The 25,502-nt window shown below is 70.1% G+C and carries 23 protein-coding genes and 1 riboswitch; of the genes, 18 read left to right on the top strand and 5 right to left on the bottom strand.

The window, feature by feature from the left end; genetic code table 11:
* Positions 1–191: 191 nt before the first annotated feature.
* From ACFWVV_RS33860 to ACFWVV_RS33815, 10 genes are all read left to right on the top strand, one after another.
* Positions 192–800 carry a CDP-alcohol phosphatidyltransferase family protein gene (locus ACFWVV_RS33860; protein ID WP_384358745.1) on the top strand — a complete coding sequence of 203 codons (609 nt, stop codon included), beginning with the start codon at positions 192–194 and terminating at the stop codon, positions 798–800.
* A 115-nt stretch (positions 801–915) separates the two neighbouring features.
* The gene (locus tag ACFWVV_RS33855; protein WP_384358747.1) at positions 916–3,411 is read left to right on the top strand and encodes a sugar phosphate nucleotidyltransferase; all 2,496 of its coding nucleotides are present in this window, start codon (positions 916–918) and stop codon (positions 3,409–3,411) included.
* Positions 3,412–3,508: 97 nt separating this feature from the next.
* Positions 3,509–4,435, top strand: a complete 927-nt coding sequence (locus ACFWVV_RS33850) for a DUF881 domain-containing protein (RefSeq protein WP_384358749.1) — start codon at positions 3,509–3,511, stop codon at positions 4,433–4,435.
* On the top strand, positions 4,432–4,764 hold the full coding sequence (locus ACFWVV_RS33845) for a small basic family protein (protein ID WP_040019805.1): 333 nt from the start codon (positions 4,432–4,434) through the stop codon (positions 4,762–4,764). Before ACFWVV_RS33850 ends, ACFWVV_RS33845 begins: the two co-directional genes overlap by 4 nt.
* A complete protein-coding gene (locus ACFWVV_RS33840; protein ID WP_384358752.1) occupies positions 4,764–5,522 on the top strand; it encodes a DUF881 domain-containing protein in 759 nt (252 codons plus the stop codon). Before ACFWVV_RS33845 ends, ACFWVV_RS33840 begins: the two co-directional genes overlap by 1 nt.
* A 127-nt stretch (positions 5,523–5,649) precedes the next feature.
* Positions 5,650–6,558 carry an FHA domain-containing protein gene (locus ACFWVV_RS33835; RefSeq protein ID WP_384358754.1) on the top strand — a complete coding sequence of 303 codons (909 nt, stop codon included), beginning with the start codon at positions 5,650–5,652 and terminating at the stop codon, positions 6,556–6,558.
* Positions 6,559–6,576: 18 nt separating this feature from the next.
* A complete protein-coding gene (locus tag ACFWVV_RS33830; protein ID WP_384358756.1) occupies positions 6,577–7,320 on the top strand; it encodes a MerR family transcriptional regulator in 744 nt (247 codons plus the stop codon).
* Between the two features lie 65 nt (positions 7,321–7,385).
* Positions 7,386–7,859 carry a bifunctional nuclease family protein gene (locus ACFWVV_RS33825; RefSeq protein ID WP_345225142.1) on the top strand — a complete coding sequence of 158 codons (474 nt, stop codon included), beginning with the start codon at positions 7,386–7,388 and terminating at the stop codon, positions 7,857–7,859.
* A gap of 230 nt (positions 7,860–8,089) precedes the next feature.
* Positions 8,090–8,695: a MerR family transcriptional regulator gene (locus tag ACFWVV_RS33820; RefSeq protein WP_384358758.1), complete on the top strand. Its 606-nt coding sequence runs from the start codon at positions 8,090–8,092 to the stop codon at positions 8,693–8,695.
* A gap of 172 nt (positions 8,696–8,867) precedes the next feature.
* Positions 8,868–10,367, top strand: coding sequence for a DNA polymerase IV (locus ACFWVV_RS33815; protein ID WP_384358760.1), 1,500 nt, complete (start codon positions 8,868–8,870; stop codon positions 10,365–10,367).
* 70 nt (positions 10,368–10,437) lie between these two features.
* Here the strand turns inward: ACFWVV_RS33815 and ACFWVV_RS33810 are convergent, their stop codons facing one another.
* On the bottom strand, positions 10,438–10,833 hold the full coding sequence (locus ACFWVV_RS33810) for a PRC-barrel domain-containing protein (protein WP_384358762.1): 396 nt from the start codon (positions 10,831–10,833) through the stop codon (positions 10,438–10,440).
* 94 nt (positions 10,834–10,927) lie between these two features.
* Positions 10,928–11,028: riboswitch (glycine riboswitch) on the top strand.
* A gap of 202 nt (positions 11,029–11,230) precedes the next feature.
* On the opposite strand from ACFWVV_RS33810, the gene gcvP reads away from it, so the two are divergent.
* Positions 11,231–14,116: an aminomethyl-transferring glycine dehydrogenase gene (gene gcvP, locus ACFWVV_RS33805; RefSeq protein WP_384358764.1), complete on the top strand. Its 2,886-nt coding sequence runs from the start codon at positions 11,231–11,233 to the stop codon at positions 14,114–14,116.
* Positions 14,117–14,260: 144 nt separating this feature from the next.
* Here the strand turns inward: gcvP and ACFWVV_RS33800 are convergent, their stop codons facing one another.
* Positions 14,261–14,458, bottom strand: coding sequence for a DUF5999 family protein (locus tag ACFWVV_RS33800; RefSeq protein WP_384358770.1), 198 nt, complete (start codon positions 14,456–14,458; stop codon positions 14,261–14,263).
* Positions 14,459–14,763: 305 nt separating this feature from the next.
* Positions 14,764–15,366, bottom strand: coding sequence for a hypothetical protein (locus tag ACFWVV_RS33795; RefSeq protein WP_384358766.1), 603 nt, complete (start codon positions 15,364–15,366; stop codon positions 14,764–14,766).
* A 504-nt stretch (positions 15,367–15,870) separates the two neighbouring features.
* Between ACFWVV_RS33795 and ACFWVV_RS33790 the strand changes: the two genes are divergently transcribed.
* Both ACFWVV_RS33790 and ACFWVV_RS33785 read left to right on the top strand, forming a co-directional pair.
* Positions 15,871–17,379 (top strand): glutamate--cysteine ligase, encoded by a 1,509-nt coding sequence (locus ACFWVV_RS33790; protein WP_384358768.1) that lies wholly within the window; start codon positions 15,871–15,873, stop codon positions 17,377–17,379.
* Between the two features lie 396 nt (positions 17,380–17,775).
* The gene (locus ACFWVV_RS33785; protein ID WP_384358483.1) at positions 17,776–18,597 is read left to right on the top strand and encodes a CPBP family intramembrane glutamic endopeptidase; all 822 of its coding nucleotides are present in this window, start codon (positions 17,776–17,778) and stop codon (positions 18,595–18,597) included.
* A 98-nt stretch (positions 18,598–18,695) separates the two neighbouring features.
* Here ACFWVV_RS33785 and ACFWVV_RS33780 read toward each other — a convergent pair whose 3' ends face one another.
* Entirely contained in the window at positions 18,696–19,535 is an 840-nt protein-coding gene (locus ACFWVV_RS33780) for a PhzF family phenazine biosynthesis protein (RefSeq protein ID WP_384358481.1), read from the bottom strand.
* Between the two features lie 400 nt (positions 19,536–19,935).
* Here ACFWVV_RS33780 and ACFWVV_RS33775 point away from each other — a divergent pair, with 400 nt between their 5' ends.
* Together ACFWVV_RS33775 and ACFWVV_RS33770 are read left to right on the top strand one after the other, a co-directional pair.
* Positions 19,936–20,175 (top strand): hypothetical protein, encoded by a 240-nt coding sequence (locus ACFWVV_RS33775; RefSeq protein ID WP_384358479.1) that lies wholly within the window; start codon positions 19,936–19,938, stop codon positions 20,173–20,175.
* A 206-nt stretch (positions 20,176–20,381) separates the two neighbouring features.
* A complete protein-coding gene (locus ACFWVV_RS33770; RefSeq protein WP_384358477.1) occupies positions 20,382–21,857 on the top strand; it encodes a SulP family inorganic anion transporter in 1,476 nt (491 codons plus the stop codon).
* 73 nt (positions 21,858–21,930) lie between these two features.
* Here ACFWVV_RS33770 and ACFWVV_RS33765 read toward each other — a convergent pair whose 3' ends face one another.
* Positions 21,931–22,362, bottom strand: a complete 432-nt coding sequence (locus ACFWVV_RS33765) for an SRPBCC family protein (protein ID WP_384358475.1) — start codon at positions 22,360–22,362, stop codon at positions 21,931–21,933.
* Positions 22,363–22,657: 295 nt separating this feature from the next.
* Between ACFWVV_RS33765 and ACFWVV_RS33760 the strand changes: the two genes are divergently transcribed.
* The 3 genes from ACFWVV_RS33760 to ACFWVV_RS33750 all read left to right on the top strand — a co-directional run bounded on the left by ACFWVV_RS33760 (position 22,658) and on the right by ACFWVV_RS33750 (position 25,432).
* Positions 22,658–23,182 (top strand): Clp protease N-terminal domain-containing protein, encoded by a 525-nt coding sequence (locus ACFWVV_RS33760; protein WP_384358473.1) that lies wholly within the window; start codon positions 22,658–22,660, stop codon positions 23,180–23,182.
* Positions 23,183–23,296: 114 nt separating this feature from the next.
* Positions 23,297–24,301, top strand: coding sequence for a DMT family transporter (locus ACFWVV_RS33755; protein ID WP_384358471.1), 1,005 nt, complete (start codon positions 23,297–23,299; stop codon positions 24,299–24,301).
* Positions 24,302–24,466: 165 nt separating this feature from the next.
* Entirely contained in the window at positions 24,467–25,432 is a 966-nt protein-coding gene (locus tag ACFWVV_RS33750) for a DMT family transporter (protein ID WP_384358469.1), read from the top strand.
* Positions 25,433–25,502 lie beyond the last annotated feature (70 nt).

The following is a 25,502-nucleotide window of genomic DNA, read 5'->3' as shown; positions in this document are numbered from 1 at the left end:
CTGCAGGGGGGACCCTGTGGGAGAGTAGGACGCCGCCGAACAATCATTGCGAAGAGCCCCGTACCGGGGATACCGGTACGGGGCTTTTTTGCGTTCACCGCGAGGCTCTGTACCCCTGTGCGGCCGGCCGTGGTGGCTGAGGGTAGGGTCGGGGGGAAAATCGTTGGCACGTTCCCACAGGAGGCCCCCGGGTGGAGGTCCAGGAGACTCGCGTTCAGACCGACCGAGTCCTCACCATCCCCAACATTCTGAGCATGGCTCGTCTTGTTGGCGTACCCGTGTTCCTGTGGCTGATCCTTCGCCCTGTGTTCGGCGGTCCCAACAGTGACTGGTGGGCGCTGGCGGTGCTCATGCTCAGTGGTGTCAGCGACTACCTCGACGGCAAGCTTGCACGTAAGTGGAATCAGATCAGCAAGCTGGGGCGGCTGCTCGACCCGGCCGCGGACCGGCTCTACATCCTGTCCACTCTGGTCGGCCTCACCTGGCGGGAGATCCTTCCCTGGTGGGTCACGGCAGCCCTCCTGGCCCGTGAGCTCATGCTTCTCGTGATGGTGGGTATCCTCCGTCGGCACGGTTATCCTCCGCCCCAGGTGAACTTCCTCGGCAAGGCAGCCACCTTCAATCTCATGTACGCCTTCCCCCTGTTGCTGCTCAGCGCTCAGCCCGGGTGGCTCGGGCCAATCGGTGCTATTTTCGGATGGGCGTTCGCCGGATGGGGTACAACCCTCTATTGGTGGGCAGGAATTCTTTACGTGGTTCAGGTCCGTCGGCTGGTCAAGGCCGACGCCCCGGCTGATTGAACCTGTCGCAGTGGCGCAGTGAGGCGCCGGCCCTTCCGGACCTCTGACGTCCTCGGGAGGGCTCCGGGCGGGTGAAGTCGGCCAGATTTTCTCTTCAAAGGAGGACTCTTCCGACATGAAGGCCGTCGTGATGGCCGGCGGCGAAGGCACACGCCTTCGCCCCATGACTTCGAGCATGCCCAAGCCGCTCCTGCCGGTCGCCAACCGGCCGATCATGGAGCACGTACTGAGGCTGCTCAAACGGCATGGGCTCAGTGAGACCGTCGTAACCGTGCAGTTTCTGGCCTCGCTCGTCAAGAACTACTTCGGCGACGGGGAAGAGCTCGGAATGGAGCTCACCTATGCCAACGAGGAGAAGCCACTCGGCACTGCGGGCAGCGTCAAGAATGCGGAAGAAGCGCTCAAGGACGATGCCTTCGTGGTCATCTCCGGCGACGCGCTCACGGACTTCGACCTTACCGACCTCATCCGCTTCCACAAGGAAAAGGGCGCGCTGGTCACGGTGTGCCTGACGCGGGTGCCGAATCCACTGGAATTCGGCATCACGATCGTGGACGAGGAAGGAAAGGTCGAACGCTTCCTGGAGAAGCCGACCTGGGGCCAGGTCTTCTCCGACACGGTGAACACCGGCATCTACGTGATGGAGCCGGAGGTCTTTGACTACGTCGAAGCCGACGTTCCGGTGGACTGGTCGGGCGATGTCTTCCCGCAGCTCATGAAGGAAGGCAAGCCGGTCTACGGCTACATCGCCGAGGGCTACTGGGAAGACGTCGGTACGCACGAGAGCTATGTGAAGGCCCAGGCGGACGTCCTCGAGGGCAAGGTCGACGTCGAGCTCGACGGCTTCGAGATCTCTCCCGGAGTATGGGTTGCCGAAGGCGCCGAGGTGCACCCGGACGCCGTACTCAGGGGCCCGCTGTACATCGGTGACTACGCGAAGGTCGAGGCCGGGGCGGAGATCCGCGAGCACAGCATCATCGGCTCGAACGTCGTGGTGAAGAGCGGCGCCTTCCTGCACCGGGCTGTCGTGCACGACAACGTCTACATCGGGCAGCACAGCAATCTCCGCGGCTGCGTGATCGGCAAGAACACCGACATCATGCGGGCGGCCCGGATCGAGGACGGGGCGGTCATCGGCGACGAGTGCCTGGTCGGCGAAGAATCGATCATTCAGGGCAATGTGCGGGTGTACCCGTTCAAGACCATCGAGGCCGGTGCGTTTGTCAACACCTCGGTGATCTGGGAGTCGCGGGGGCAGGCGCACCTCTTCGGTGCGCGCGGCGTCTCCGGCGTACTGAATGTGGAGATCACGCCGGAGCTGGCTGTCCGCCTGGCCGGCGCGTATGCGACGACCCTGAAGAAGGGGTCCACGGTCACTACGGCCCGGGACCACTCCCGTGGTGCCCGAGCGCTGAAGCGGGCGATGATCTCCGCGCTGCAGACCAGCGCCATCGATGTACGCGACCTGGAGAACGTGCCGTTGCCCGTGGCGCGGCAGCAGACCGCGCGTGGCAGTGCCGGCGGGATCATGATCCGTACGACACCCGGTGTGCCGGACTCGGTGGACATCATGTTCTTCGACGAGCGTGGTGCGGATCTGTCGCAGGCCGGTCAGCGGAAGCTGGACCGGGTGTACGCGCGGCAGGAGTACCGGCGGGCCTTCCCCGGCGAGATCGGCGACCTGCACTTCCCGGCGAGCGTCTTCGACTCGTACACCGGGTCGCTGCTCCGGAACCTGGACGCCACAGGGATCGCGGAAGCCGGGCTGAAGGTCGTCGTCGACGCTTCGAACGGAAGCGCGGGGCTCGTGCTGCCCAGCCTGCTCGGACGGCTCGGGGTGGACGCGCTGACGATCAACCCGGGGCTGGACGAGGCGCGTCCCACCGAGACTGCCGACTCGCGGCGGGCGGGGCTCGTGCGGCTCGGTGAGATCGTGGCGTCGGCCAGGGCGGACTTCGGGGTGCGCTTCGACCCGGTCGGTGAGCGGCTCTCGCTCGTCGACGAGCGGGGCCGCATCATCGAGGACGACCGTGCTCTGCTGGTCATGCTCGACCTGGTGGCCGCGGAGCGGCGCAGCGGGCGGGTAGCGCTGCCGGTGACGACCACGCGCGTGGCCGAGCAGGTCGCCGCGTACCACGGAACGCAGGTGGAGTGGACGACCACCTCGCCCGACGACCTGACACGGGTCGGGCGCGAGGAGACGACCATCTTCGGCGGGGACGGGCGCGGCGGGTTCATCGTGCCGGAGTTCAGCAGCGTCTTCGACGGGGCCGCGGCCTTCGTCAGGCTGATCGGGCTCGTGGCCAGGACCCAGTTGACGCTCAGCCAGATCGACGCGCGGATTCCGCGGGCGCATGTGCTGCGGCGCGACGTCGCCACTCCGTGGGCGGTCAAGGGCCTGGTCATGCGACGAGTGGTCGAGGCGGCCGGGAACCGGTCGGTGGACACCACCGACGGTGTGCGGGTGGTCGAGGCCGACGGGCGCTGGGTGATGGTGCTGCCGGATCCCGCGGAGGCCGTCACTCATCTGTGGGCCGAGGGACCGGACGACGAGTCCGCCCAGGCGCTCCTCGACGAGTGGGCGGCGATCGTCGACGGCGCAGATCACTGACGTCACGCCGGTGTGCAGGAAGGCGCCTCACGGAGCCTTCCTGCACACCGGTGGGGCCATTCGGTGGGAGCGGCCGCGACGTGCGACGATGTGCGGCATGTCGCAGCAGCCCCCCGTCCGGAGCACCTCATCTCCACCGCGACGCCCGGATGCGTCGATGTCGCTGCTGACGAACGTGATGGAGCACAGTCTCGACGACGGCTACGCACAGGCGGCCGCCCGTCAGAAGGCCGACGGCACCGCCGGCATGCCGCGCACCCTGAAGACGAAACTCGCCCTGGCGGGCGGTCTCGTACTGGCGGCCGCGGTGGTCACGCTGGGAGCGGCGAACGCGCGGATAGCTGCTCCGGTAGTGGCCAAGGAACGTGAGGAACTCGTCGAGCGGATCCAGACGGAGACCTCGGATGCCGACGGCCTGGAGAAGGACGTCGAGGCGCTCCGCGGTGACGTGAGTGAGCGCCAGCGCAAGGCTCTTGAGCAACACGGCGGAGATCAGGGTGCACTGGTTGCTCTGCTGTCCGGAGCAACCCCGGTGCAGGGTCCGGGCGTCAAACTCGTCGTGGACGATGCCAAGGAGACCGGCGGGGGAGCCGACGGACCGCGCGGAGACAGCGGATTCTCCGACACCGGCCGGGTGCGGGACCGCGACATGCAACGCGTCATCAACGGGCTCTGGCAGTCCGGCGCCGAGGCCGTGGCCATCAACGGCCAGCGCCTGACGATGCTCTCGGCGATCCGGGCGGCGGGCGACGCGATACTGGTCGACAACAAGCCTCTGGTGCCGCCCTACACCGTGCTGGCCGTGGGCGGAAAGCACCTCAACACCGCGTTCAACGACAGCGCGGACGGCCAGTACCTGCACGTGCTGCAGGAGAGCTACGGCATCCGCACCAGCATGTCCGACCAGGACGAGGTGCGGCTGCCGGCCGCGCCGAGCCTGATCGTACGCATCGCACAACCGCAGGCCGCGGACGCCGGAAAGGGCGTGGCCGACACACAGAAGACGGAGAAGGGCACATCGTGATCGCAGTACTGGGCCTCGTCGTGGGAGTCGTGGTCGGATTGCTGGTCCGGCCCGAAGTGCCGGCGGTGGTCGAGCCCTACCTTCCGATCGCGGTCGTGGCCGCACTGGACGCGGTCTTCGGCGGGCTGCGGGCGATGCTGGACGGGATCTTCGTCGACAAGGTCTTCGTCGTCTCCTTCCTGTCCAACGTGGTCGTGGCTGCCCTGATCGTCTTCCTGGGCGACAAACTGGGCGTCGGCGCGCAGCTGTCGACGGGCGTGGTCGTCGTTCTCGGCATCCGGATCTTCTCCAACGCTGCCGCCATCCGGCGGCACATCTTCCGGGCGTGATGCCGGTGAGCACGGAGGAGAAGGAAGAGCGGCCGGAGCTGACCGGACGCCAGCGGCTGGCGGCGGGACTGTGGCCGCCGAGGTTCAGCCGCGCCCAGCTCATCGTCGCCCTGCTGCTGTTCGGGCTGGGGCTCGGGCTGGCCATTCAGGTCAATTCGACCAGTGACAACGGGGCGCTTCGCGGTGCGCGGCAGGAGGACCTCGTACGGATCCTGGACGAGCTGGACGACCGTACGCAGCGGCTCGAGGACGAGAAGCAGCGGCTGGTCGACCAGCGGACGGAGCTGGAGAGCAGTTCGGACCAGGCCGAAGAGGCCCGCAAGCAGACGCAGGAGAAGGAGCGTCAGCTCGGGGTGCTCGCGGGGACGGTGGGCGCACAGGGGCCGGGAATCACCTTGACCATCAATGATCCGCGCGGGGTGGTCGAGGCGGACCGGCTGCTGGACACCATTCAGGAACTGCGGGCGGCAGGGGCGGAAGCGATCCAGATCAATGACGTACGAGTCGTCGCCAACACCTATTTCTCCGATGTCGGCGGCAGCATCCAGGTGGACGGCAAGAAGGTCTCCGCGCCGTACAGCTTCAAGGTGATCGGCAAGCCGCAGGACCTGGAGCCCGCGCTCAACATCCCCGGCGGTGTTGTGCAGACTCTGGAGAAGGAGCAGGCCACGGCCGTCGTGCAACGACTTGAGAAGATCGTCGTGAATGCCTTGCGACCGGCGAAGCGGCCTGACTACGCTCGGTTGTCACCCCAGTGAAGGCGGGGCGAATGAGCGGTGTCGGACACGGGCATGAGGTTGCGGGGGGTCGGCGCATCCAGGACGCGGTGCGTGGTGGAAACTGTCTGATGGATACGGACGTTGTACAGATGTCCACGTCAGCAGGTTGTCGGTAGATGCAGAGTTTGTTGATGCAGGGTTCGTCCTGCCCCACGGGCGGGTCTGTTTCGGTCAAGGGGAATCGCCCGTGAAGTTGTTTGCGAAATTGTTCGGCAAGAGTGCACGTGACGACAGCAGCTCCCACACTGCGCGTCACCGTGCCCCGCGCCCCGGCGAGGCCGAGGAGCAGAGCGGCGAGCGCCCGCTGTTCCGTGACGAGGTCGGCGGACACGGCGCGTCGTCTGTTGACCCGGCAGGTCCCGGCCGCATAGGTTCCGGGGATCCATCAACCTCAGGTACGGGTGGAGGGTTTGCCGCCGATCCGTACGCAACCAGCGCCCACCACGCGGGGCAGCCGCGGCAGGAGGATCCGTCCATGTCGGCCTTGCCGGTTTGTACGAGGTGCGGGCACCGCAACGCCGAGGCCAGCCGGTTCTGCTCCAACTGCGGAGCGCCGCTGCGGGGCGGGGCCGCCGCCGAGCGCCCTTCGGAGACGACCTCGACCATCTCGATCTCGGGGCTGGAGGCGTACGAGGCGGAGAAGACCGGACAGACCTCTCTGCCGTCGCTGTCGCCCGAGGCCCAGGCCGCGGTCGACGCGCTTCCGCTCGGTGCGGCGCTGCTGGTGGTGCGCCGCGGCCCGAACTCGGGGAGCCGCTTCCTGCTCGACGGCGAGCTGACCACGGCCGGCCGTCACCCGCAGAGCGACATTTTCCTCGACGACGTGACCGTCTCGCGACGGCACGTGGAGTTCCGCCGGGGTGCGGACGGCGGATTCACCGTCTCCGACGTCGGCAGCCTCAACGGCACGTACGTCAACCGGGAGCGCATCGACGCGGTCCTGCTGGCGAACGGCGACGAGGTGCAGATCGGTAAGTACCGGCTGGTCTTCTACGCGAGCCAGCAGGGCGTCTGATCCTTCCAGGGAAGGTCCATGCTGCGAATCCCGACAGGTGGTGCCGTGCGCGGCACCACCTCAGCCGGCAGCCGGCTGATGAGCATCGGTTCTGTGCTCAGCCTGCTGCGTGAGGAATTTCCCGAAGTCACGATCTCGAAAATCCGCTTCCTGGAGGCGGAGGGGCTGGTCGAGCCGCAGCGCACGCCGTCCGGGTACCGGAAGTTCAGCCCGGCGGACGTGGAGCGGCTCGCCCAGGTGTTGCGCATGCAGCGCGACCACTACCTGCCGCTCAAGGTCATCAAGGAGCACCTGGACGCTCTGGAGCGCGGCGAGCAGGTCCAGCTGCCGGCTGCCGGCGGGCCCCGCGAGCTGCTCGACGGTGCCCCCGAGACGGCAGGCGAGGGCCCGACCGCTGCCCGCATCGGCCGTGAGGAGCTGCTCGCCGCCGCCGAGGTGGTGGACAGCGACCTCGGCGAGTGGGAGGCGTACGGCCTGATCTCGGCGTTGCCGGACGGCGGCTACGACGCGGAGGCAGTCACCGTCGCCAGGCTTGTGGCGGATCTGGGGCGATTCGGTCTGGAACCGCGCCATCTGCGGGCCATGAAGGCCGCCGCGGACCGGGAGGCCGGGCTGATCGACAACGTCGTCGCTCCCCTGCGCCGGCACCGTAATCCGCAGACCAGGGCACATGCCGAGGCCACCACCAGAGAGCTGGCCGGCATCTCGGTGCGGCTGCACGCGGCACTGGTGCAGACGGCGCTGAGGTCCGGCTCGAACTGAGCTGTACTCGGAGTGAACAGGAGCCCGACTACCCAAACCGGTCGGGCACGTCCTAGGGTTGCTGTGTGAACGAGCTCGACGTCGTAGGTGTCAGGGTGGAGATGCCCAACAACCAGCCGATCGTGCTCCTGCGTGAAGTGGGAGGCGATCGGTACCTTCCCATCTGGATCGGACCGGGTGAGGCCACAGCGATCGCCTTTGCCCAGCAGGGTCTGGCGCCTGCCAGGCCGCTGACGCACGACCTGTTCAAGGACGTGCTGGAAGCGGTGGGCCAGGAGCTCACCGAAGTACGGATCACCGACCTGCGGGACGGGGTGTTCTTCGCCGAGCTGGTCTTCGCCAGCGGGGTGGAGGTCAGTGCGCGCCCGTCCGATGCCATAGCGCTGGCGCTGCGCACCGGTACGCCCATCTACGGCAGTGACGGGGTGCTGGACGACGCCGGGATCGCGATTCCGGACGAGCAGGAGGACGAGGTGGAGAAGTTCCGCGAGTTCCTCGACCAGATCTCGCCGGAGGATTTCGGTACCAACAGTCAGTGAGCGGCGCTGCCCGGCCGGGATTCCCGGCCGGGATTCCCGGCCGGGCACCGTTGCTTGAGGGGCATGTGCGGCCCTGGCTTTTCAGGGCATTCGAGTAGCCTTTCCCCGATGAGAGATACGGGAAACCACTCTCAGGGTGATTATCACTCGGCATGCCGAGTGTGGCGATCGTTGACGCACCCCGGGTGACTGCCTACCGTCGACAGGGCAGGTCAAGGACGGAGGTCGGCGTGAGAATCAGCGGCGACGGTACGGCGACGGGCGGGCCGTATCCGCTCGGCAGTCCGGCCGACCCCATGAGCAGTCAGCACCCCCTCGCTCCGGCGCGGGCCGCCGAAGCGGCCGAGACGGTCGGATACCGGGGGCCCACCGCGTGTGCGGCCGCGGGTATCACGTACCGGCAACTGGACTACTGGGCGCGCACCGGGCTGGTCGAGCCGAGCGTGCGGCCGGCCTACGGCTCCGGGACGCAGCGGCTCTACAGCTTCCGCGACGTGGTCGTCCTGAAGATCGTCAAGCGGTTTCTGGACACCGGGGTCGCCCTGCAGAACATCCGGACCGCGGTGCAGCACCTGCGGGCCAGGGGATTCGAGGACCTGGAGCGGATGACACTTATGAGCGACGGTGCCACCGTGTACGAGTGCACGTCGCCGGACGAGGTCGTGACGTTGCTGCAGGGCGGGCAGGGCATCTTCGGGATCGCCGTCGGTGTGGTGTGGCGGGACGTCGAGACGGCGCTCTCGCAGCTGCACGGCGAGCGGGTCGACACCGGTGAGACGCTGATCGGGAACAACCCCCGGGACGAGCTGGCTCGGCGGCGGAACCGGGCCGGCTGAAGGGCCGCACCCGCCGTCCCGGCTGAGCCGACCGTGAGGGTGCGCCCACCGTGCGTCTGCACCGGCTGCGCAGCTGCACCGGTTGCGCCCGGCCGCCGGGCCGTACGGGGCGGGCGGGGTGCCCCTCGGCCGGTCCGGCCGAATGTCAGTGGCGTAGGGCAGCATCGTTGGTGTGAGAAGCGTGCCGACCATCCTGCATCTGGACATGGATGCCTTCTACGCCGCCACGGAGCAGGCGGCGAAGCCGAGCCTGCGCGGGAAGCCGGTCGTGGTGGGCGGACTCGGTCCGCGCGGAGTGGTGGCCACCGCCTCGTACGAGGCGCGGCGGTTCGGGGTGCACTCGGCGATGCCGACCGCGCAGGCGCGGAGGCTGGCGCCGAACGCGGCATATCTGGTGCCGCGCTTCTCCCTGTACCGGGCGGTCAGCGACCAGGTGATGGAGCTGCTGGGGCGGTTGTCGCCGCTGGTCGAGCCGCTGAGCCTGGACGAGGCCTTCGTGGACCTGGAGGCGGGCGGCACGGCCGATGACGCCGAGTCCGCGCGGGCGGTCGGGGAGCAGCTGCGCAAGGACATCCGTACGGTCACGGGGCTCAGCGGGTCGGTGGGGCTCGCGGGGTCCAAGATGCTGGCCAAGATCGCTTCCGAGCAGGCGAAGCCGGACGGGCTGGTGCTGATGGAGCCGGGCACCGAGCGCGAGCTGCTGGCTCCGATGTCGGTGCGGATCCTGCCCGGGGTCGGTCCGGCCACCGGGGACCATCTGCGGCGGGCCGGGATGACGACGGTGGCCGACCTCGCGTCCGCGGGCGTGGACGAGCTCGTACGGCTCCTGGGGAAGGCGCACGGGGCCTCGCTCCACCGCATGGCTCTCGGGCTGGACGACCGGCCCGTGGTGGCGGAGCGGGACGCCAAGTCGGTGTCGGTCGAGGACACCTTCGACGTGGACCTGCACGACCGGGTGCGGGTGCGCGGCGAGGTGGAGCGGCTGGCCGAGCGGTGTGTGCAGCGATTGCGCGGGGCGGGGCGGTCGGGGCGGACCGTGGTGCTCAAGGTGCGCCGGTTCGACTTCTCGACGCTGACGCGGTCGGAGACCTTGCGCGGGCCCACGGACGACCCCGGGGTGGTGCGGGAGGCCGCGGCGCGGCTGCTGGAGGGTGTGGACACCACGGGCGGGGTGCGGCTGCTGGGGGTGGGGGTGACGGGACTGGCGGACTTCACGCAGGAGGACCTGTTCGCGCAGGCCGCTGCCCGCGAGGCGCTGGCGGCAGCGGAAGCGCAAGCAGGAGGCGGTATGGGCGCGGGGGCTCTGGTGGGGGCCGCGGAGGCGGCCGAGGGCGAGGGCGACGTGGAGGTACTGGGCGGCGCGGCTTCGGAGGGCCCGAAAGCGGGTGACCAGGCTTCGGGTGGCGCCGAGGCGGGGCTGGGCGGCGAGCTGTCGGCGGCGGCACAGGCCCAAGAAGCGGCTGAGCGGCGATGGCATGCGGGGCACGACGTGCGGCATGCGGAATACGGGGCAGGGTGGGTGCAGGGGAGCGGTGTGGGGCGGGTGACGGTGCGGTTCGAGGAGCCGGGGTCGCGGGTGCCGGGGCGCGTGCGCACCTTCCGGGTGGACGACCCGGAGCTGGAACCGGCGGAGCCCTTGCCGTTGGTGGGAACGGAGCCGCGGGAGGCGTGAGAGGGGGCTGGGGCCTGGGGGTTTGGCTTCTGGCGTGGGGGCCTGGCGGTTCGCGGAGAGGTGGTTGTGGTTAGTTGTCGTCGCCCGCGAGGGTGCCGAAGTCGCGGTCCGGGGGCGTGGGGGCCGGGGAGTCCAGCCCATAGTGGCGGTAGAGCTGGAGCTCCTGCTCGGGGGAGAGGTGGCGGCCCACGCCGAAGTCGGGGGCGTCCTTGATCAGGGACTTCTCGAACGGGATGCGCAGGGTGTTGCCGACGAGGGTGCTGGGCTCCAGCGGCACGAAGGCGTCCCGGGAGAAGAGTCCGGTGCGGACGGCCGCCCACTCCGGGGTGCCGGTGGCATCGTCCAGATAGACCTCGTCCACCGTTCCGATCTTGTTGCCGTTGCGGTCAAGTGCCTTGCGGCCGATCAGGCTGCGCGGATCGACGTCGGTCTGCACGGTCCCTCCAACTGGTCGCCACTCCTGCATGAACCCCGTAAAACACTACGAAAGTGCAGATTCGGGAGGCTGGCCACTCGAGGGATCGGGGCGGGAGTGCGCTGGTAGGCTGGCCAATGGCTGCTGACCCCGTGCGGGAGAGTCCTTCGAAGAGGAATGTGTCGGAGGCGCCGAAGGAGCAACTCCTCCCCGGAATCTCTCAGGCCCCTGTACCGCACGGACGAGGTCACTCTGGAAAGCAGGGTGGAACACGTACACGGCGCAGGCCGGGGCGTGGACCATCCTCACCGACGGTGAAAGTCGGGACATCCGCGCTCTTGATGTCCTGGTGAAGCTCTCAGGTTGAGATGACAGAGGGGGAGGCCGTCCGGGCGCCCGTGCCGTGGTGCCCCTCGCAGGTCGTGTCAGACCAGGAGGCCTTCCGCAGATGACCGCCAACCGTATGTCGCTCGAAGAACTCGAGCGTGGCATCCCCTTCGAGCACCGTCACATCGGACCCGATGCCGAGGCTCAGGCGAAGATGCTGGCGCAGGTCGGTTACGGGTCGCTCGACGAGCTGACCGACGCCGCCGTACCGGATGCCATCAAGAACGCTGCGGCCCTCGGGCTGCCGGAGGCGCGCACCGAGCAGGAGGTGCTGGCCGAACTGCGTACCCTCGCCGACCGCAACCAGGTGCTCGCCCCGATGATCGGGCTCGGGTACTACGGGACCTTCACCCCGCCGGTCATCCTGCGCAACGTGATGGAGAACCCCGCCTGGTACACGGCCTACACCCCGTACCAGCCGGAGATCTCGCAGGGCCGGCTGGAGGCGCTGCTCAACTTCCAGACCATGGTCGCCGAGCTGACCGGGCTGCCGACCTCCGGGGCCTCGCTGCTCGACGAGGGCACCGCGGCCGCCGAGGCCATGTCGCTCGCGCGCCGGGTGGGCAAGGTCAAGGACGGCGTCTTCCTGATCGATGCTGAAACGCTTCCGCAGACCATCGCCGTGATCCGGACGCGCGCCGAGCCGACCGGTGTCGAGGTCGTCGTCGCGGACCTGTCCGAGGGCATTCCGGCCGAGATCGCCGAGCGCGGTGTGTTCGGCGTGCTGCTGCAGTACCCGGGCGCCTCCGGTGTCGTGCGCGACATCAAGCCGGTGATCGACGCGGCGCACGAGCTCGGTGCCGTCGTCACCGTGGCGGCCGACCTGCTGGCACTGACGCTGCTCACCTCGCCCGGCGAGCTCGGCGCGGACATCGCGGTCGGTACGACGCAGCGCTTCGGTGTGCCGATGGGCTTCGGCGGACCGCACGCCGGATTCATGGCCGTACGCGAGAAGTTCGCGCGCAGCCTGCCCGGTCGGCTCGTGGGCGTCTCCGTGGACGCGGACGGGAACAAGGCGTACCGCCTCGCCCTGCAGACGCGCGAGCAGCACATCCGCCGCGAGCGGGCCACCAGCAACATCTGTACGGCGCAGGTCCTGCTCGCCGTCATGGCCGGGATGTACGCCGTGTACCACGGCCCCGACGGGCTCAAGGGCATCGCCCGGCGCACCCACCGCTACGCCGTGATCCTCGCCGAGGGGCTGCGGGCCGGCAAGGTCGCCCTCGCGCACGACGCGTTCTTCGACACCGTGACCGCGCAGGTGCCGGGCAAGGCCGCGCAGATCGTCGCCGCCGCCCGTGACCGCGGCGTCAACCTGCGTCTGGTCGACGCCGACACCGTCTCCTTCGCCTGTGACGAGACCACCCTGCGGGCCCAGGTCGACGCGGTGTGGGCGGCCTTCGGGGTCGAGGCCGACATCGAGGCACTGGACGAGGCGACCGCGGAGACGCTGCCCGAGGCACTGTTGCGGACCGACGAGTTCCTGACGCACCCGGTCTTCCACCAGCACCGCTCCGAGACCGCGATGCTGCGTTACCTCCGCAAGCTGGCGGACCGCGACTACGCGCTCGACCGCGGCATGATCCCGCTCGGCTCCTGCACCATGAAGCTGAACGCGACGACCGAGATGGAGCCGGTGACCTGGCCCGAGTTCGGGCAGATCCACCCCTTCGCGCCGGTCGAGCAGGCAGACGGCTACCTCACCCTCATCCATGAGCTGGAGGAGCGCCTCGCCGAGGTCACCGGGTACGACGCGGTGTCCATCCAGCCCAACGCCGGTTCGCAGGGCGAGCTCGCCGGACTCCTCGCCGTACGGGCGTACCACCGCGCCAACGGCGACGAGCAGCGCACCGTCTGCCTGATCCCGTCCTCCGCGCACGGCACCAACGCCGCCAGCGCGGTCATGGCCGGCATGAAGGTCGTCGTGGTGAAGACCGCCGACGACGGCGAGATCGACGTCGAGGACCTGCGGGCCAAGATCGAGCAGTACCGCGACCAGCTGTCGGTGCTGATGATCACCTACCCGTCCACGCACGGAGTCTTCGAGGAGCACGTCGCCGACATCTGCGCGACCGTCCACGAGGCCGGCGGCCAGGTGTACGTCGACGGCGCCAACCTGAACGCGCTCGTCGGCCTCGCCAAGCCGGGCAAGTTCGGCGGCGACGTCAGCCACCTGAACCTGCACAAGACCTTCTGCATCCCGCACGGCGGCGGCGGTCCGGGCGTCGGCCCGGTCGGTGTGCGTGCGCACCTCGCGCCCTACCTGCCCAACCACCCGCTGCAGCCGTCGGCGGGTCCCGAGACGGGCGTCGGCCCGGTCTCGGCCGCTCCGTGGGGCTCCGCGGGCATCCTGCCGATCTCGTGGGCGTACGTACGCCTGATGGGCGGGGAGGGCCTCAAGCGCGCGACCCAGGTCGCCGTACTGGCGGCGAACTACATCGCCAAGCGTCTGGAGCCGCACTACCCGGTCCTCTACACCGGCCCGCACGGCCTCGTCGCCCACGAGTGCATCGTCGACCTGCGCCCGCTGTCCAAGGCGACCGGCGTGAGCGTGGACGACATCGCCAAGCGGCTCATCGACTACGGATTCCACGCGCCGACCATGTCGTTCCCGGTCGCAGGAACGCTCATGATCGAGCCGACCGAGAGCGAGGACCTCGGTGAGCTGGACCGGTTCTGCGACACGATGATCGCCATCCGCGGCGAGATCGAGAAGGTCGCCGGCGGCGAGTGGCCCGCCGAGGACAACCCGCTGCGCAACGCCCCGCACACGGCCGCCGCGCTCGGCGGCGAGTGGGACCACGCCTACAGCCGCGAGGAGGCGGTCTTCCCGGCCGGGGTCTCGGCCGCCGACAAGTACTGGCCGCCGGTGCGCCGGATCGACGGCGCCTACGGCGACCGCAACCTCGTCTGCTCGTGCCCGCCGATCGACGAGTACGACAACTGACGCACGGTGGCGGGCGGTTGACGGGACGCTGAACTGCGTCGGGGCCGGTGCGGAGCGGATGCTCCGGGCCGGCCCCTCGTCGTGCGTACTGTGCGCCCGCCGCTTGGTCCGCGGCGGGCTGTCAGGCAGCGTGACCGCGTCCGGTCAGGCCGCGGTGGCCACGTCCAGCGGGCGGTGCGGCGCGATGATCTGCCCGTTGGGCAGCAGCTCGCCGGTGTCCTCGAAGAGCAGGACGCCGTTGCACAGCAGGCTCCAGCCCTGCTCCGGGTGGTGGGCCATCGGACGGGCGGCCTCACGGTCGGCGGATTCGGCGGACGGGCAGAGTGGCTGGTGCTGGCACATGGATGGGTTCTTTCGCTGCGTCGTGGTGGTGAAGGTGGTCCCGCGGCTCGAATCGGTGTTCATGGCCGCCCCCCGTATCAGTTGGTCCGGTCCCAGTGTTGCCCCACGGGCGTCGATCCGCAGGGATTTCACGGCAGCACTTCTTATTGGGTGAGGACGCGTCACCCGTGCGGACGGTTCAGTCCAACTGCCCCTCTCTTCGGGTGGTTCGGGATGGCCCGGGTGGGCTACTCCGGATGGGGTATCCGGGCAGCGCCGTGCCCCGCGCCGGGGCGGCCGGGGCGGGGCACCGTACGCGAACAGGGTCAGGCGGGCTGGCCGAGGAGCGGGGCGGCCGGGGCCGGGGCGGGACGCAGCCGCAGGGAGAGCACGGGCAGCAGGTCGGCGACGGTGCACGGGCGGTGCGCGGCGATGCCGGGCGGGGCGGGGGCCAGCGGCACCAGGACGTCGGACGGGGCGGGAGCGCCCGCGGTGGCGTCCGCGGTGGGATCGCCGTGCAGCCACAGGGTCAGCATGTACAGGGCGGGTATGGACAGCAGTCGCGGCTGGTAGGCGGTGGGCATGGACTCGGCGTGGCGCAGTGCCCGCTCGGTGGAGCTCAGGTAGGGACCTTCGAAGAAGTGCGAGAAGGTCCAGCCGTCGGGGGTCAGGACGGTGTCGGCCGCGGCCACGGCCCGGCCGGCGTCCCGGATCAGGAACCGCCAACCCGTGAGCCGGGTGTGCGGCGGTCGGCCCCCGACGGTGATCTCGTCCCAGACGTGCACAGGCAGGGGCAGTTCGGCGGTGAGCGGCCCCTGGTGGGAGCGGAGGGCCGGGGTGCGGGGCTCGCGTACGGCGGTGGGGGAGCCGAGTGCCGCGAGGACGCTGCGCAGGGCGGGCGCGGGAGCCGGGGGTACGTGCAGCGGCATGGTGGGTCGCCTCTCGCTCGGGAGACACGGTGAAGCCTGGGAAGTGCGGACGACGCTGTCAGCGGTGCGGGGCCGGAGGAGGCCTTGGGCGGGGGCCCGGCGTCAACTCTCCGCCTCGTTCGCGGAGTTTATACGACACGTGTTCACATCGCGTTTCAGCTAGCTGTCCGGGATATTGCGAGCAAGGCGGTATTCAGCCTTTCCGCATGCCCTTCCGGCACGGGAAATCACCCGATTGGTCCGGTCCCCGGAGGGCTTATCCCAGGTGCCGACGACCGGAGCGGTCGGCTTGAAGTCGTCGGCGTTTATGACCACTTTGCCGGGGCCGGTAACTGCACCCTGCACCTTGCCTGCGGAATGTGCCTGGGCGAATTCGTGTCGAGCGTACTACGTGCCTGGTGCGGGCGGGGCGTTATGGATCAGCCCGCCGGGGCATCATCGACCGTGAACACACAGGTGCAGCGGCCGTTGCCGCAGGCTCTCCCGTTCCAGGAAGGACGCTTGATGGGTGAGAAGGTCGTGGCAGACGGGTTCGATCTGTCGGACCGGCAGAGGTACCGGCGGAAGCTCCACGAGTGTCTGGAGGGGCTCGGGAGGCTCCTGGAAGAGAAGCGGTTCGACAAGCCGAAGAATCTTATGGGGCTGGAGATCGAGCTCAATCTTGCGGGCCCCGACGGGATGCCGAAGATGATGAATGCGGAGGTCCTCGAGCGCATTGCGAGCCGTGATTTCCAGACCGAGCTCGGGATGTTCAACCTGGAAGTGAACATTGTCCCGCACCGGCTGGGCGGGCGTGTTCTCGATCAACTGGCGGAGGAGCTGCGGACCGGGCTCGGCTATGCGCACAGGAAGGCTGCCGAGCTCGATGCGGGAATCATGATGATCGGCATTCTGCCCACGCTGGGGCAGGACGACCTGGTGCACTCGAACCTCTCCGATGTGGACCGTTATGTGCTGCTCAACGACCAGATCATGGCGGCCAGGGGCGAGCACTTCCAGCTGGACATCGAGGGTGTCGAGCGGCTGACCTGCACTTCCGCGTCGATCGTGCCGGAATCGGCGTGCACCTCCGTGCAGCTGCACCTCCAGGTGACGCCGGGGCGGTTCGCCGATGTGTGGAACGCGGCGCAGGCGGTGGCCGGCGCGCAGATCGCGGTGGGGGCCAACGCGCCCTTCGTCTTCGGCAGGGAGCTGTGGCGGGAGTCGCGGCCGCCGCTGTTCACCCAGGCGACCGACACCCGGCCGCCGGAGCTGGTCGCGCAGGGGGTACGCCCGCGGACCTGGTTCGGGGAGAAGTGGGTGGACTCCGCGTACGAGCTCTTCGAGGAGAACCTGCGCTACTTCCCCGCGCTGCTGCCGATCTGCGACGAGGAGGATCCGTTGCGGGTGCTGGACGACGGCGGGGTGCCGAGCCTCCACGAGCTGGTGCTGCACAACGGGACCGTGTACCGGTGGAACCGGCCGGTGTACGGGATCGCCGACGGCGTGCCGCACCTGAGGGTGGAGAACCGGGTGCTGCCGGCCGGGCCGACGGTCACCGACGTCATCGCCAACGCCGCCTTCTACTACGGGCTGGTGCGGGCGCTCGCAGAGGACTCCAGGCCGGTGTGGCGGCGGATGGGGTTCGAGGAGGCCGAGGCGAACTTCGACGCGGCGTGCCGGTACGGGATCGATGCCGAGCTGGTGTGGCCGCGGGCGGGGCGGGGGTCGGGGACGCAGCGGGTGCCGGCGGTGAAGCTGGTGCGGGACGAACTGCTGCCGCTGGCGGCGGCGGGGCTGGATGCGTGGGGGGTGGAGGCGGCGGACCGGGACCGGTATCTGGGAGTGATCGAGGAGCGGTGCCGGAGGAAGGTGAACGGGGCTTCGTGGCAGGTGGAGACGTACCACCGGGCGGTGGAGGCGGGGCTGGGGCGGGAGGCGGCGCTGGCCGCGATGACCCGGCGGTATGGGGAGTTGGCGGGGGAGGGGGAGGCGGTGCATTTGTGGCCGGTGGGGTTTCCGGGGCAGGGGTGAGGGGGCGGCGGGCGCGGGGCGGGGGAGTGGTGTGGGTGGGGTGGGAGTGAGTGGCTCCGTCCAGCCCGGGGCCGGGGCCCGGGGCCGGGGGCCGGGGTGGGCCGGGGCCCAGGGTTCGGCTCCGCCGGGGGCCGCCCCCTTGCCCGCCCGTTCCGCCCCCGGGGGGCGGCCCCGCCGCCCAAGGGGGCTGGGGCAATGGGCGTCCGAGGGAGCTGGGGTAATTGGGGCGGTTTTGGCGCCCGAGGGGGGTGGGCGCCCCAGGGGGCTGGGGGTGGGTGGGGGTTTGGGGTGGGGGTCGGGCAAGCTGTGACTGGCGTGTGCGATCTTCGTGCCTGGGGGCGAGTGCCTTGGGTGCGGGGGGCGGGATGAGGCGGGACCACCCAACTGGAGGTTGAAGTGCGAGCGGATCCGGGGCAGACGGCCGGAGTGTCGCCCGAGGGGCCGGTTCCGCGGCGTGAACAGGTTCTGAGCCGCAGGGTGCTGGGCACCGAACTGCTGCTCGTGCTGGCCCTCTCACTGGGGGCGAGCGGCGTTTCCGCCCTGATCCGGTTCATCGGTGCGGTCACCAGGCCGGGCGGGCTGAAGGACCAGGCGGCGAACCTGAACAGTTCCGCCGCGCCGGGCCGGCCGTGGCTCGATCTCGCCTGGCAGTTGTTCAGCATCTCGACCGCTCTGGTGCCCGTGGCACTGGTGGCGCATCTGCTGCTCAGGGAAGGGAGCGGACTGCGTGCGATCGGCTTCGACCGGCTGCGGCCGTGGTCGGACCTCGGGCGCGGGACGCTGGTCGCTGCGGGGATCGGCAGCGCGGGGCTGGCCTTCTACCTGGTGGCCAATGCCACCGGATTCAACCTGACCGTGGTGCCGGAGTCGCTCCCCGAGGTGTGGTGGAAGTACCCGGTGCTGATCCTGTCGGCGATCCAGAACTCGGTGCTGGAAGAGGTCATCGTCGTCGGCTATCTACTGCGCCGACTCGGCCAGTTGGGGTGGACGCCGATGGCCGCACTCGTGGCGAGTTCGGTACTGCGGGGCTCGTACCACCTCTACCAGGGGGTGGGCGGCTTCATCGGCAACGTGGTGATGGGCGTGGTCTTCGTCCTGCTCTACCGGAAGTGGGGGCGGGTGGGGCCGCTGGTGGCGGCCCACGCGCTGCTCGACATCGGGGCGTTCGTGGGGTACGCGGTGCTGGCGGGGAAGGTGGACTGGCTGCCCACCCTCTAGGTCGGGGGAGTGGCCTGCTGGCGGTGCTGGTGCTGGTGCTGCTGCTGGCGCGGTCGCGGCCAGGTGGGTGGGCGATTCGTGCTGGGGTTGGCCGGTGGCTAGTGGGCGCCAGGGAGTGGGTGCAGGAGCTCGCCGTCGACCACGGTGACCGCGTGGCCCGTGAGGTGGGTGCGGTCGCCGTGCACGGAGGTACGTACGAGGCCGGTGCGGGCGCCGCCCTGGAGCCCCGTGAGTTCGGTGCGGCCCAGACGGGCGGACCAGAACGGGGCAAGCGCGGTGTGCGCGCTACCGGTCACCGGGTCCTCGTCGACGCCCACGGCCGGGAAGAAGCAACGGGTGGCGAAGTCGTAGCCCCTTTCCGGGTCCTCGGCCCGCGCGGTGGCGATGACACCCCGGCGGGAGAGACCGGCCAGGGCCCGGAGGTCCGGGTCGAGGTTCCGTACGTCCTGCTCGGAACGGCATTCGACCAGCAGGTCGCCCACGAGGTCACCGGTGAAGTGGATGCTGAGGGGCTCAGTGCCAAGGGCTTCGGCGAGGCCGGGCGGCGCCTCCACCGGGATGAGAGGAGCCGTGGGGAAGTCCATGGTCAGGGAGCCGTCGGGGCGGGCCGTGGTGATGAGGACACCGCTGCGGGTGGTGAAGCGGACGGTGCCTGTGGCGATGCCCGTGGTGCGGAGGACGTGGGCCGTGGCCAGGGTGGCGTGGCCGCACATGTCGACCTCGGTGGTGGGGGTGAACCAGCGCAGGGCCCAGTCGGCGTCCTTGTCCTCGCCGGGCGCGAGGGGGTGGGCGAATGCCGTTTCGGAGAGGTTGAGTTCGGTGGCGACCTGCTGGAGCCAGTCGGCGTGGGGGAAGGCGGGGTCCTCCAGGAGGAGTACTGCGGCGGGGTTGCCGTGGAAGGGGGTGGAGGTGAAGGCGTCGACGGTTCGGATGCGCATGGGGAGAGGGTAGGGGGGTGGGTCGGGGAGAGGGGTAGGGCCAATTCGGGTTGGGTGGAGTGGGGGTGCCGGGTGGGGGGCGGAGGGTGGGGCGGGGGTTCGGTGGGGCGGGCGGGCTCCGGTGCGGCAGGACCGGATTGTTCGGCTCCGCCGGGGGCCGCCCCCTTGCCCGCCCGTTCCGCCCCCGGGGGCGGCCCCGCCGCCCAAGGGGGCTGGGGGCAAGGGTGTGGGCGGCCCCGTCGCCCAAGGGGGCTGGGGTGCAAGGGTGTGGGCGGCCCCGTCGCCCAAGGGGGCTGAGGGGGAGGGGGTGGGGGTTGGGCTTAATGGGTGGTTGTGGGGAGGGTGTTGGGGTTTGGGGGGTTAGGGTGCTTCGGTTCGCAGTTGGGGCTGAGGAGGCGTTGTGGCCGTGTTTATGGTGCAGTTGGCCGAAGGTGTCGATGATGTGGTCGAGGCACAGGCGGCCGGGCGCATCAAGTCGGGGGAGATCGTGCTGGAGGCCGCCGACGCCTCGGGCAAGCCCGTTCGCATCAAGACCTATCGGCCCGACGCGGTGACGGCGGTGTTCCGGCGCGGGCCGGGGGACTCCGGGAGCTACGGATGGATTCCGCAGCCCGCGAGTGGCACCTGGTGGTGTTACTGAGGCGGTGGCGGTGCCCCCGGGCGGGGGTGAGGCCCGTTCCATGAGGTCGATGGCGGGAGCGGCGGTGGTGGCGGTGCCGGGGGCCGTGCGGGTGAGCGGGTGGCCGGCCGGGGCGGGGCATGGTGCTTCGTGCGGTCCTGGGGCGCGGTATTAGAGTGGAGTCTTTGCGCCCAGTGGCACCTCGGTGCGCCTAAGGAAACGGTTCCATGTCCTCCCTGTCCCTGCCCCGCCCGTCCCGTCCCGACTGGCTGGCCTCCCCGCGAGTGTTCCGTACCGAGGTGCTCGGCGGTCTTGTGGTCGGGCTCGCGTTGATTCCCGAGGCGATCTCTTTCTCGGTGATCGCGGGGGTCTCGCCCAGCGTCGGGCTGTTCTCCGCGGTGATCATGGCCGTGGTGATCTCGTTCGTCGGTGGGCGGAAGGCGATGATCTCCGCGGCGACCGGGGCCGTCGCGCTCGTGGTCGCCCCGCTCAACAAGGAGTACGGCCTCGGCTATCTGGTCGCCGCCGTGATCCTCGGCGGGATCATGCAGGTGGTGCTGGGGGCACTGGGGGTCGCGCGGCTGATGCGGTTCGTGCCGCGCAGCGTGATGGTGGGGTTCGTCAACGCGCTGGCGATTCTGGTCTTCATGGGGCAGTTCCCGGAGCTGACCGACGTTCCCTGGGCGGTGTATCCGCTGGTCGTGGGCGGTTTGGTGCTGACCGTCCTGTTTCCCAGGCTGACCACCGCGGTGCCCGCGCCGCTGGTGTCGATCGTGATCCTCACGCTGATCACGGTGGGGGCGGGCATCGCCGTACCGACGGTGGGGGACCGGGGTGAGCTGCCGTCGTCGTTGCCGGTGCCGGGGCTGCCTCAGGTGCCGTTCACCATGGACATGCTGACGACCATCGCCCCGTACGCCTTCGCGCTCGCCCTCGTCGGGCTGCTGGAGTCACTGATGACGGCGAAGCTGGTCGACGACATCACCGATACGCACTCCAACAAGACCCGCGAGTCGATCGGGCAGGGCGTCGCCAACATCGTGACCGGGCTCTTCGGCGGCATGGGCGGCTGCGCGATGATCGGCCAGACGATGATCAACGTGAAGGTGTCGGGGGCACGAACCAGGCTCTCGACCTTCCTGGCGGGCGCCTTCCTGCTGGTGCTGTGTCTCGCCCTCGGGCCCGTCGTCTCCGACATTCCGATGGCGGCGCTGGTCGCGATCATGGTGCTGGTGTCCGCAGCGACCTTCGACTGGCACTCGGTGAGCCCGAAGACACTGCGGCGGCTGCCGCTCGGCGAGACGCTGGTCATGCTGATCACGGTGGCGTGCGTGGTCGCCACCCACAACCTTGCCATCGGCGTGATCGTCGGGTCCGTCAGCGCGATGGTCATCTTCGCCAAGCGGGTCGCGCACCTCGTGGACGTGGTGCGGAGCGCGGACGGCGGGCGAGCCGTTTACACCGTCACCGGTGAGCTGTTCTTCGCGTCGTCGAACGACCTCGTCTTCCAGTTCCGGTACCGGGACGACCCGGACGAGATCGTGATCGACCTGTCCCGGGCGCACATCTGGGACGCCTCGTCCGTGGCGGCCCTGGACGCCGTCGAGACAAAGTACGCGCGGTACGGCAAGACCGTCACGGTCACCGGGCTCAACGAGACGAGCGCGGCGATGCACGGGAAGCTGGCGGGGAAGCTCGGCTGAGCCGGTGGCCGGTGGCCGGTTCCGGGTTCCGGGCAGCCGTCAGGCGGTGGGGGCCGCCGGCTTCCGGCAGCAGTCAAACAGCCAGGGCCGCCAGCTTGCGCAGCGACTCCTGGAGGGCCGTGGTCGCCGAGTCCTTGAGTTTGGCCGCCATCAGGGACACGGCCGCGCCCGTGAACTCGCCGTCGATACGCGCCAGTGTGCCGCCCGCGTCGGTGGGGGCCAGGGAATAGCGCATGGCCAGGTTCACACCCATGGGGCCCTTGCCGCGGACGGTGAGCAGCCGGTCCTGCTCCAGTTCCTCGACCGTCCAGGCGACCTCCGCGGGAAAGCCCATCAGCTTCAGGTTCTCCTCGTACGTCGCCCCGACCGCGAGGGTGTCCGGGCCGCCCTTGGGGAACGAGGTGTGCGTGGCGTTCCACTGGGCGTACGTCGTGAAGTCGGTCATCCGCTCCCAGATCCGGCCGGCCGGTGCTTCGATGCGTGCCTCTGCGCTGACCTCGGCCATGGGGCGGTTCCTTCCGACGGGATGCCTGATCCGACCACTGCGCGGTGCCTGACCGGGAATGCCGGATGCCTGCCCGGTGCCTGCCCGGTGCCTGACCGGTGTCGCGGAACGTAGCGGAACGGCCGCGAACATTCCATACTGATGAGCCGTCAGGCCGAGTTGCTCCTCAGGGAAGATTCAGCTGATCTCCTCCGCGAGGAGGAGAATCCGGGCCGCCGTGCCCACCTCCGGTGGGATGCCGGAATGCTCCCCCGCGCGGATGCCCGGGGAGGGCCCGTGATGATGGGGTGGAGGGGTGCAAAGCCCCCTCCGACGGGTCTCCGATTCCGGAGAGACCGTCCCACTCAGTGCAGGCATCGAGACCGGACTCACCGACGAGATGGCCAGGACGGTCGCGGGCGCACGCCGCCGGGCGCTGCGTGACGGCGACCGTCAGATCGACACCGCCCATCTGCTGCACTCCCTGCTGGAGGCCGACCCCGAAGCCCGCGCCGCGTTCCCGGACGGGGAGCAGGTGGCCAAGGTGCTCGGCTATCTCGTGCAGCGCAGCATCGGCTACGGACTGCGCTGGCAGGCCGGTGCGGAGGGCATGCAGGGGTCGGCCCTCCTCACGGGCTGGTCCCCCGCGGCCGTCACGGCGATGGAAGTGGCCCTGGAGCGGGCGGTGAAGCGTACGGACCCGCGCGCCGGGGGTGCCGATCTACTGGCCGCGCTCGCGGCCGATCCGGACTGCCGGGCCGTGGAGGTGCTGCGACGGGCCGGAGTGGATACGGAGCTGCTGGTGGAACGGCTGGGAGACGCCGAGGCCCGCCGGGCCTGACGAGAACGGCAGCGTGCACCGGCCTCCGGGGGGATTTGCGGCGGTATGCCGAGGCCGCGTCTCGACAGGTGTCATCCGGGTGAAGGTCCTGACTCCACCTGGCATGATGTGCCGATGCACGCTCAGGGGAGGAGCGTCGGCCTGGGTCTTGCCCTGGTCTCGGCGCTCGCATTCGGTGGTTCAGGTGTCGCGGCCAAGCCGCTGATCGAGGCGGGGCTCGACCCGCTGCACGTGGTGTGGCTGCGGGTGGCCGGCGCGGCGCTGGTGATGCTGCCGGTCGCCTGGCGCCACCGCGACCTGGTGCGGCGCAAGCCCGCGCTGCTCGTGGGGTTCGGCCTGCTCGCCGTGGCGGGCGTGCAGGCCTTCTATTTCGCCTCGCTCTCGCGCATCCCGGTCGGCGTGGCCCTCCTCATCGAGTATCTGGCGCCCGCGCTGGTGCTCGGCTGGGTGCGGTTCGTCCAGCGCAGGCCGGTGACCAGGGCCGCCGCCGTGGGCGTGGTGCTCGCGGTGGGCGGGCTGGCGTGTGTGGTCGAGGTGTGGGCGGGACTCTCCTTCGACGTGCTGGGACTGCTGCTCGCAATCGGGGCCGCCTGCTGCCAGGTCGGCTACTTCGTGCTGTCCGACCAGGGCGGGGAAGGCGACGACGCCGCCGACCCGCTGGGCGTCATCGCGTACGGGCTGCTCGTCGGCGCCGCCGTCCTGACGGTGGTCGCCCAGCCGTGGGGCATGAAGTGGGAACTCCTCGGCGGTACCGCCGACATGGGCGGCACCCCGGTGCGGGCCTGGCTGCTGCTCGGCTGGATCGTGCTGGTGGCGACCGTGCTCGCGTACGCCATGGGAGTTGTCTCCGTGCGCAAGCTGTCGCCGCAGGTCGCCGGAGTGGTCGCCTGTCTGGAAGCGGTCATCGCAACGGTGGCGGCATGGGTGCTGCTGCGGGAGCACCTGTCGCTGCCGCAGATCGTGGGCGGGGCCGTGGTGCTGATCGGTGCTTTCATCGCGCAGTCGTCCACACCGAAGGCGCCCGGCGAGGGGCCGGTGGCGGGCGGACCCGGCCCGGCGCGGGACGGTGGGGTCCAGGATGCGGAAGGGACATTGTCCGCCGGACGGATCGCGCCTTAGGGTGGCGCCCATGCAGCTGACCGTACTTCCGCCTCCCGCCGCGTCCTAGCGCGCGAGGCCCACTGAGGACGAAGACCGGGCTCGGGAAGTCCCCGAGCGGTTCGTCGCTGCCCGCGTGCGGAGCCGACCACCTTCCTGTCTCGCTTCCTTCACGTGGAGACGTACGTGTCTGCTGTGGTGTTGTCCGTCGGGCGTGGCCTGACGTATCTGATCTTCGCCGGAATCGCCTGGGGTACGGCGGGAGCCGCCGCCTCCCTGTTGTACGGGGTGAGCGACCTCGGGCCGATGGCCCTGTCCTTCTGGCGGTGCGCGGGCGGCTGCCTGCTGCTGCTGGCCACCCGGCTGCTGCTGAGGCGTGGCGCCGCCGGCCGGGAGAGGCGGGCGGCAGCCGGGCCGCGCCGCCGGCGGGTGGGCCGGTTGCTGGCCACCGGGCTCACCCTCACCGTCTTCCAGACCGCCTACTTCGCCGCCGTCCAGGACACCGGGCTGGCCGTCGGCACCGTGGTCACCCTCGGTGCGGGGCCCGTCCTGATCGCGCTGGGCGCGCGAGCGCTGCTCGGCGAGCGGCTCGGCGCCGGCGGGGTCTGCGCGGTGACGGGCGCGCTCGCCGGGCTCGGGGTGCTGGTGCTGGGCGGCGGCGGGAGCGAGGTGCGCCCCGCGGGAGTGCTCCTCGCGCTGCTCTCCGCCGCGGGGTACGCGGTGATGACACTGCTGACCCGCTGGTTCGGCAGGGAGGGCGAGGGCGGCGACCCCGTCACCACCTCCGCCTGGTCCTTCGGGATCGGCACGGTGTGCCTGCTGCCGCTCGCACTGGCCGAGGGAATGCTGCCGCAGACCGCCGTGCTCGGGCCGGTGATCGCCCTGCTGGTGTACGTCGCCGCGGTGCCGACCGCACTCGCCTACGCCCTCTACTTCGCGGGGGCCTCCGTCGTGCGTTCTGCGACGGTGTCCGTGATCATGCTGCTCGAACCGGTGAGCGCCGCGGTCATCGCCGTCGCCGTGCTCGGCGAACGGCTGACGACCGCCACCGTCCTCGGGACGCTGCTGCTGCTCACCGCCGTGGCCGCGCTGGCATACGGGGAGGCACGGGAGGCAGCCAGGGTGCGCCGGACGGCCATCGCGGTCCAGTAGGTCCGGCAGAGGGGACCGGGCACCGGCGGTGTGTGCCGCCGCTGCCCGGCCCCCGTCTTGGAGGCCCCCG

Source organism: Streptomyces sp. NPDC058663, from assembly GCF_042716745.1.
GTDB lineage: Bacteria > Actinomycetota > Actinomycetes > Streptomycetales > Streptomycetaceae > Streptomyces.
This window is presented reverse-complemented; position numbering and strand designations above follow the sequence as displayed.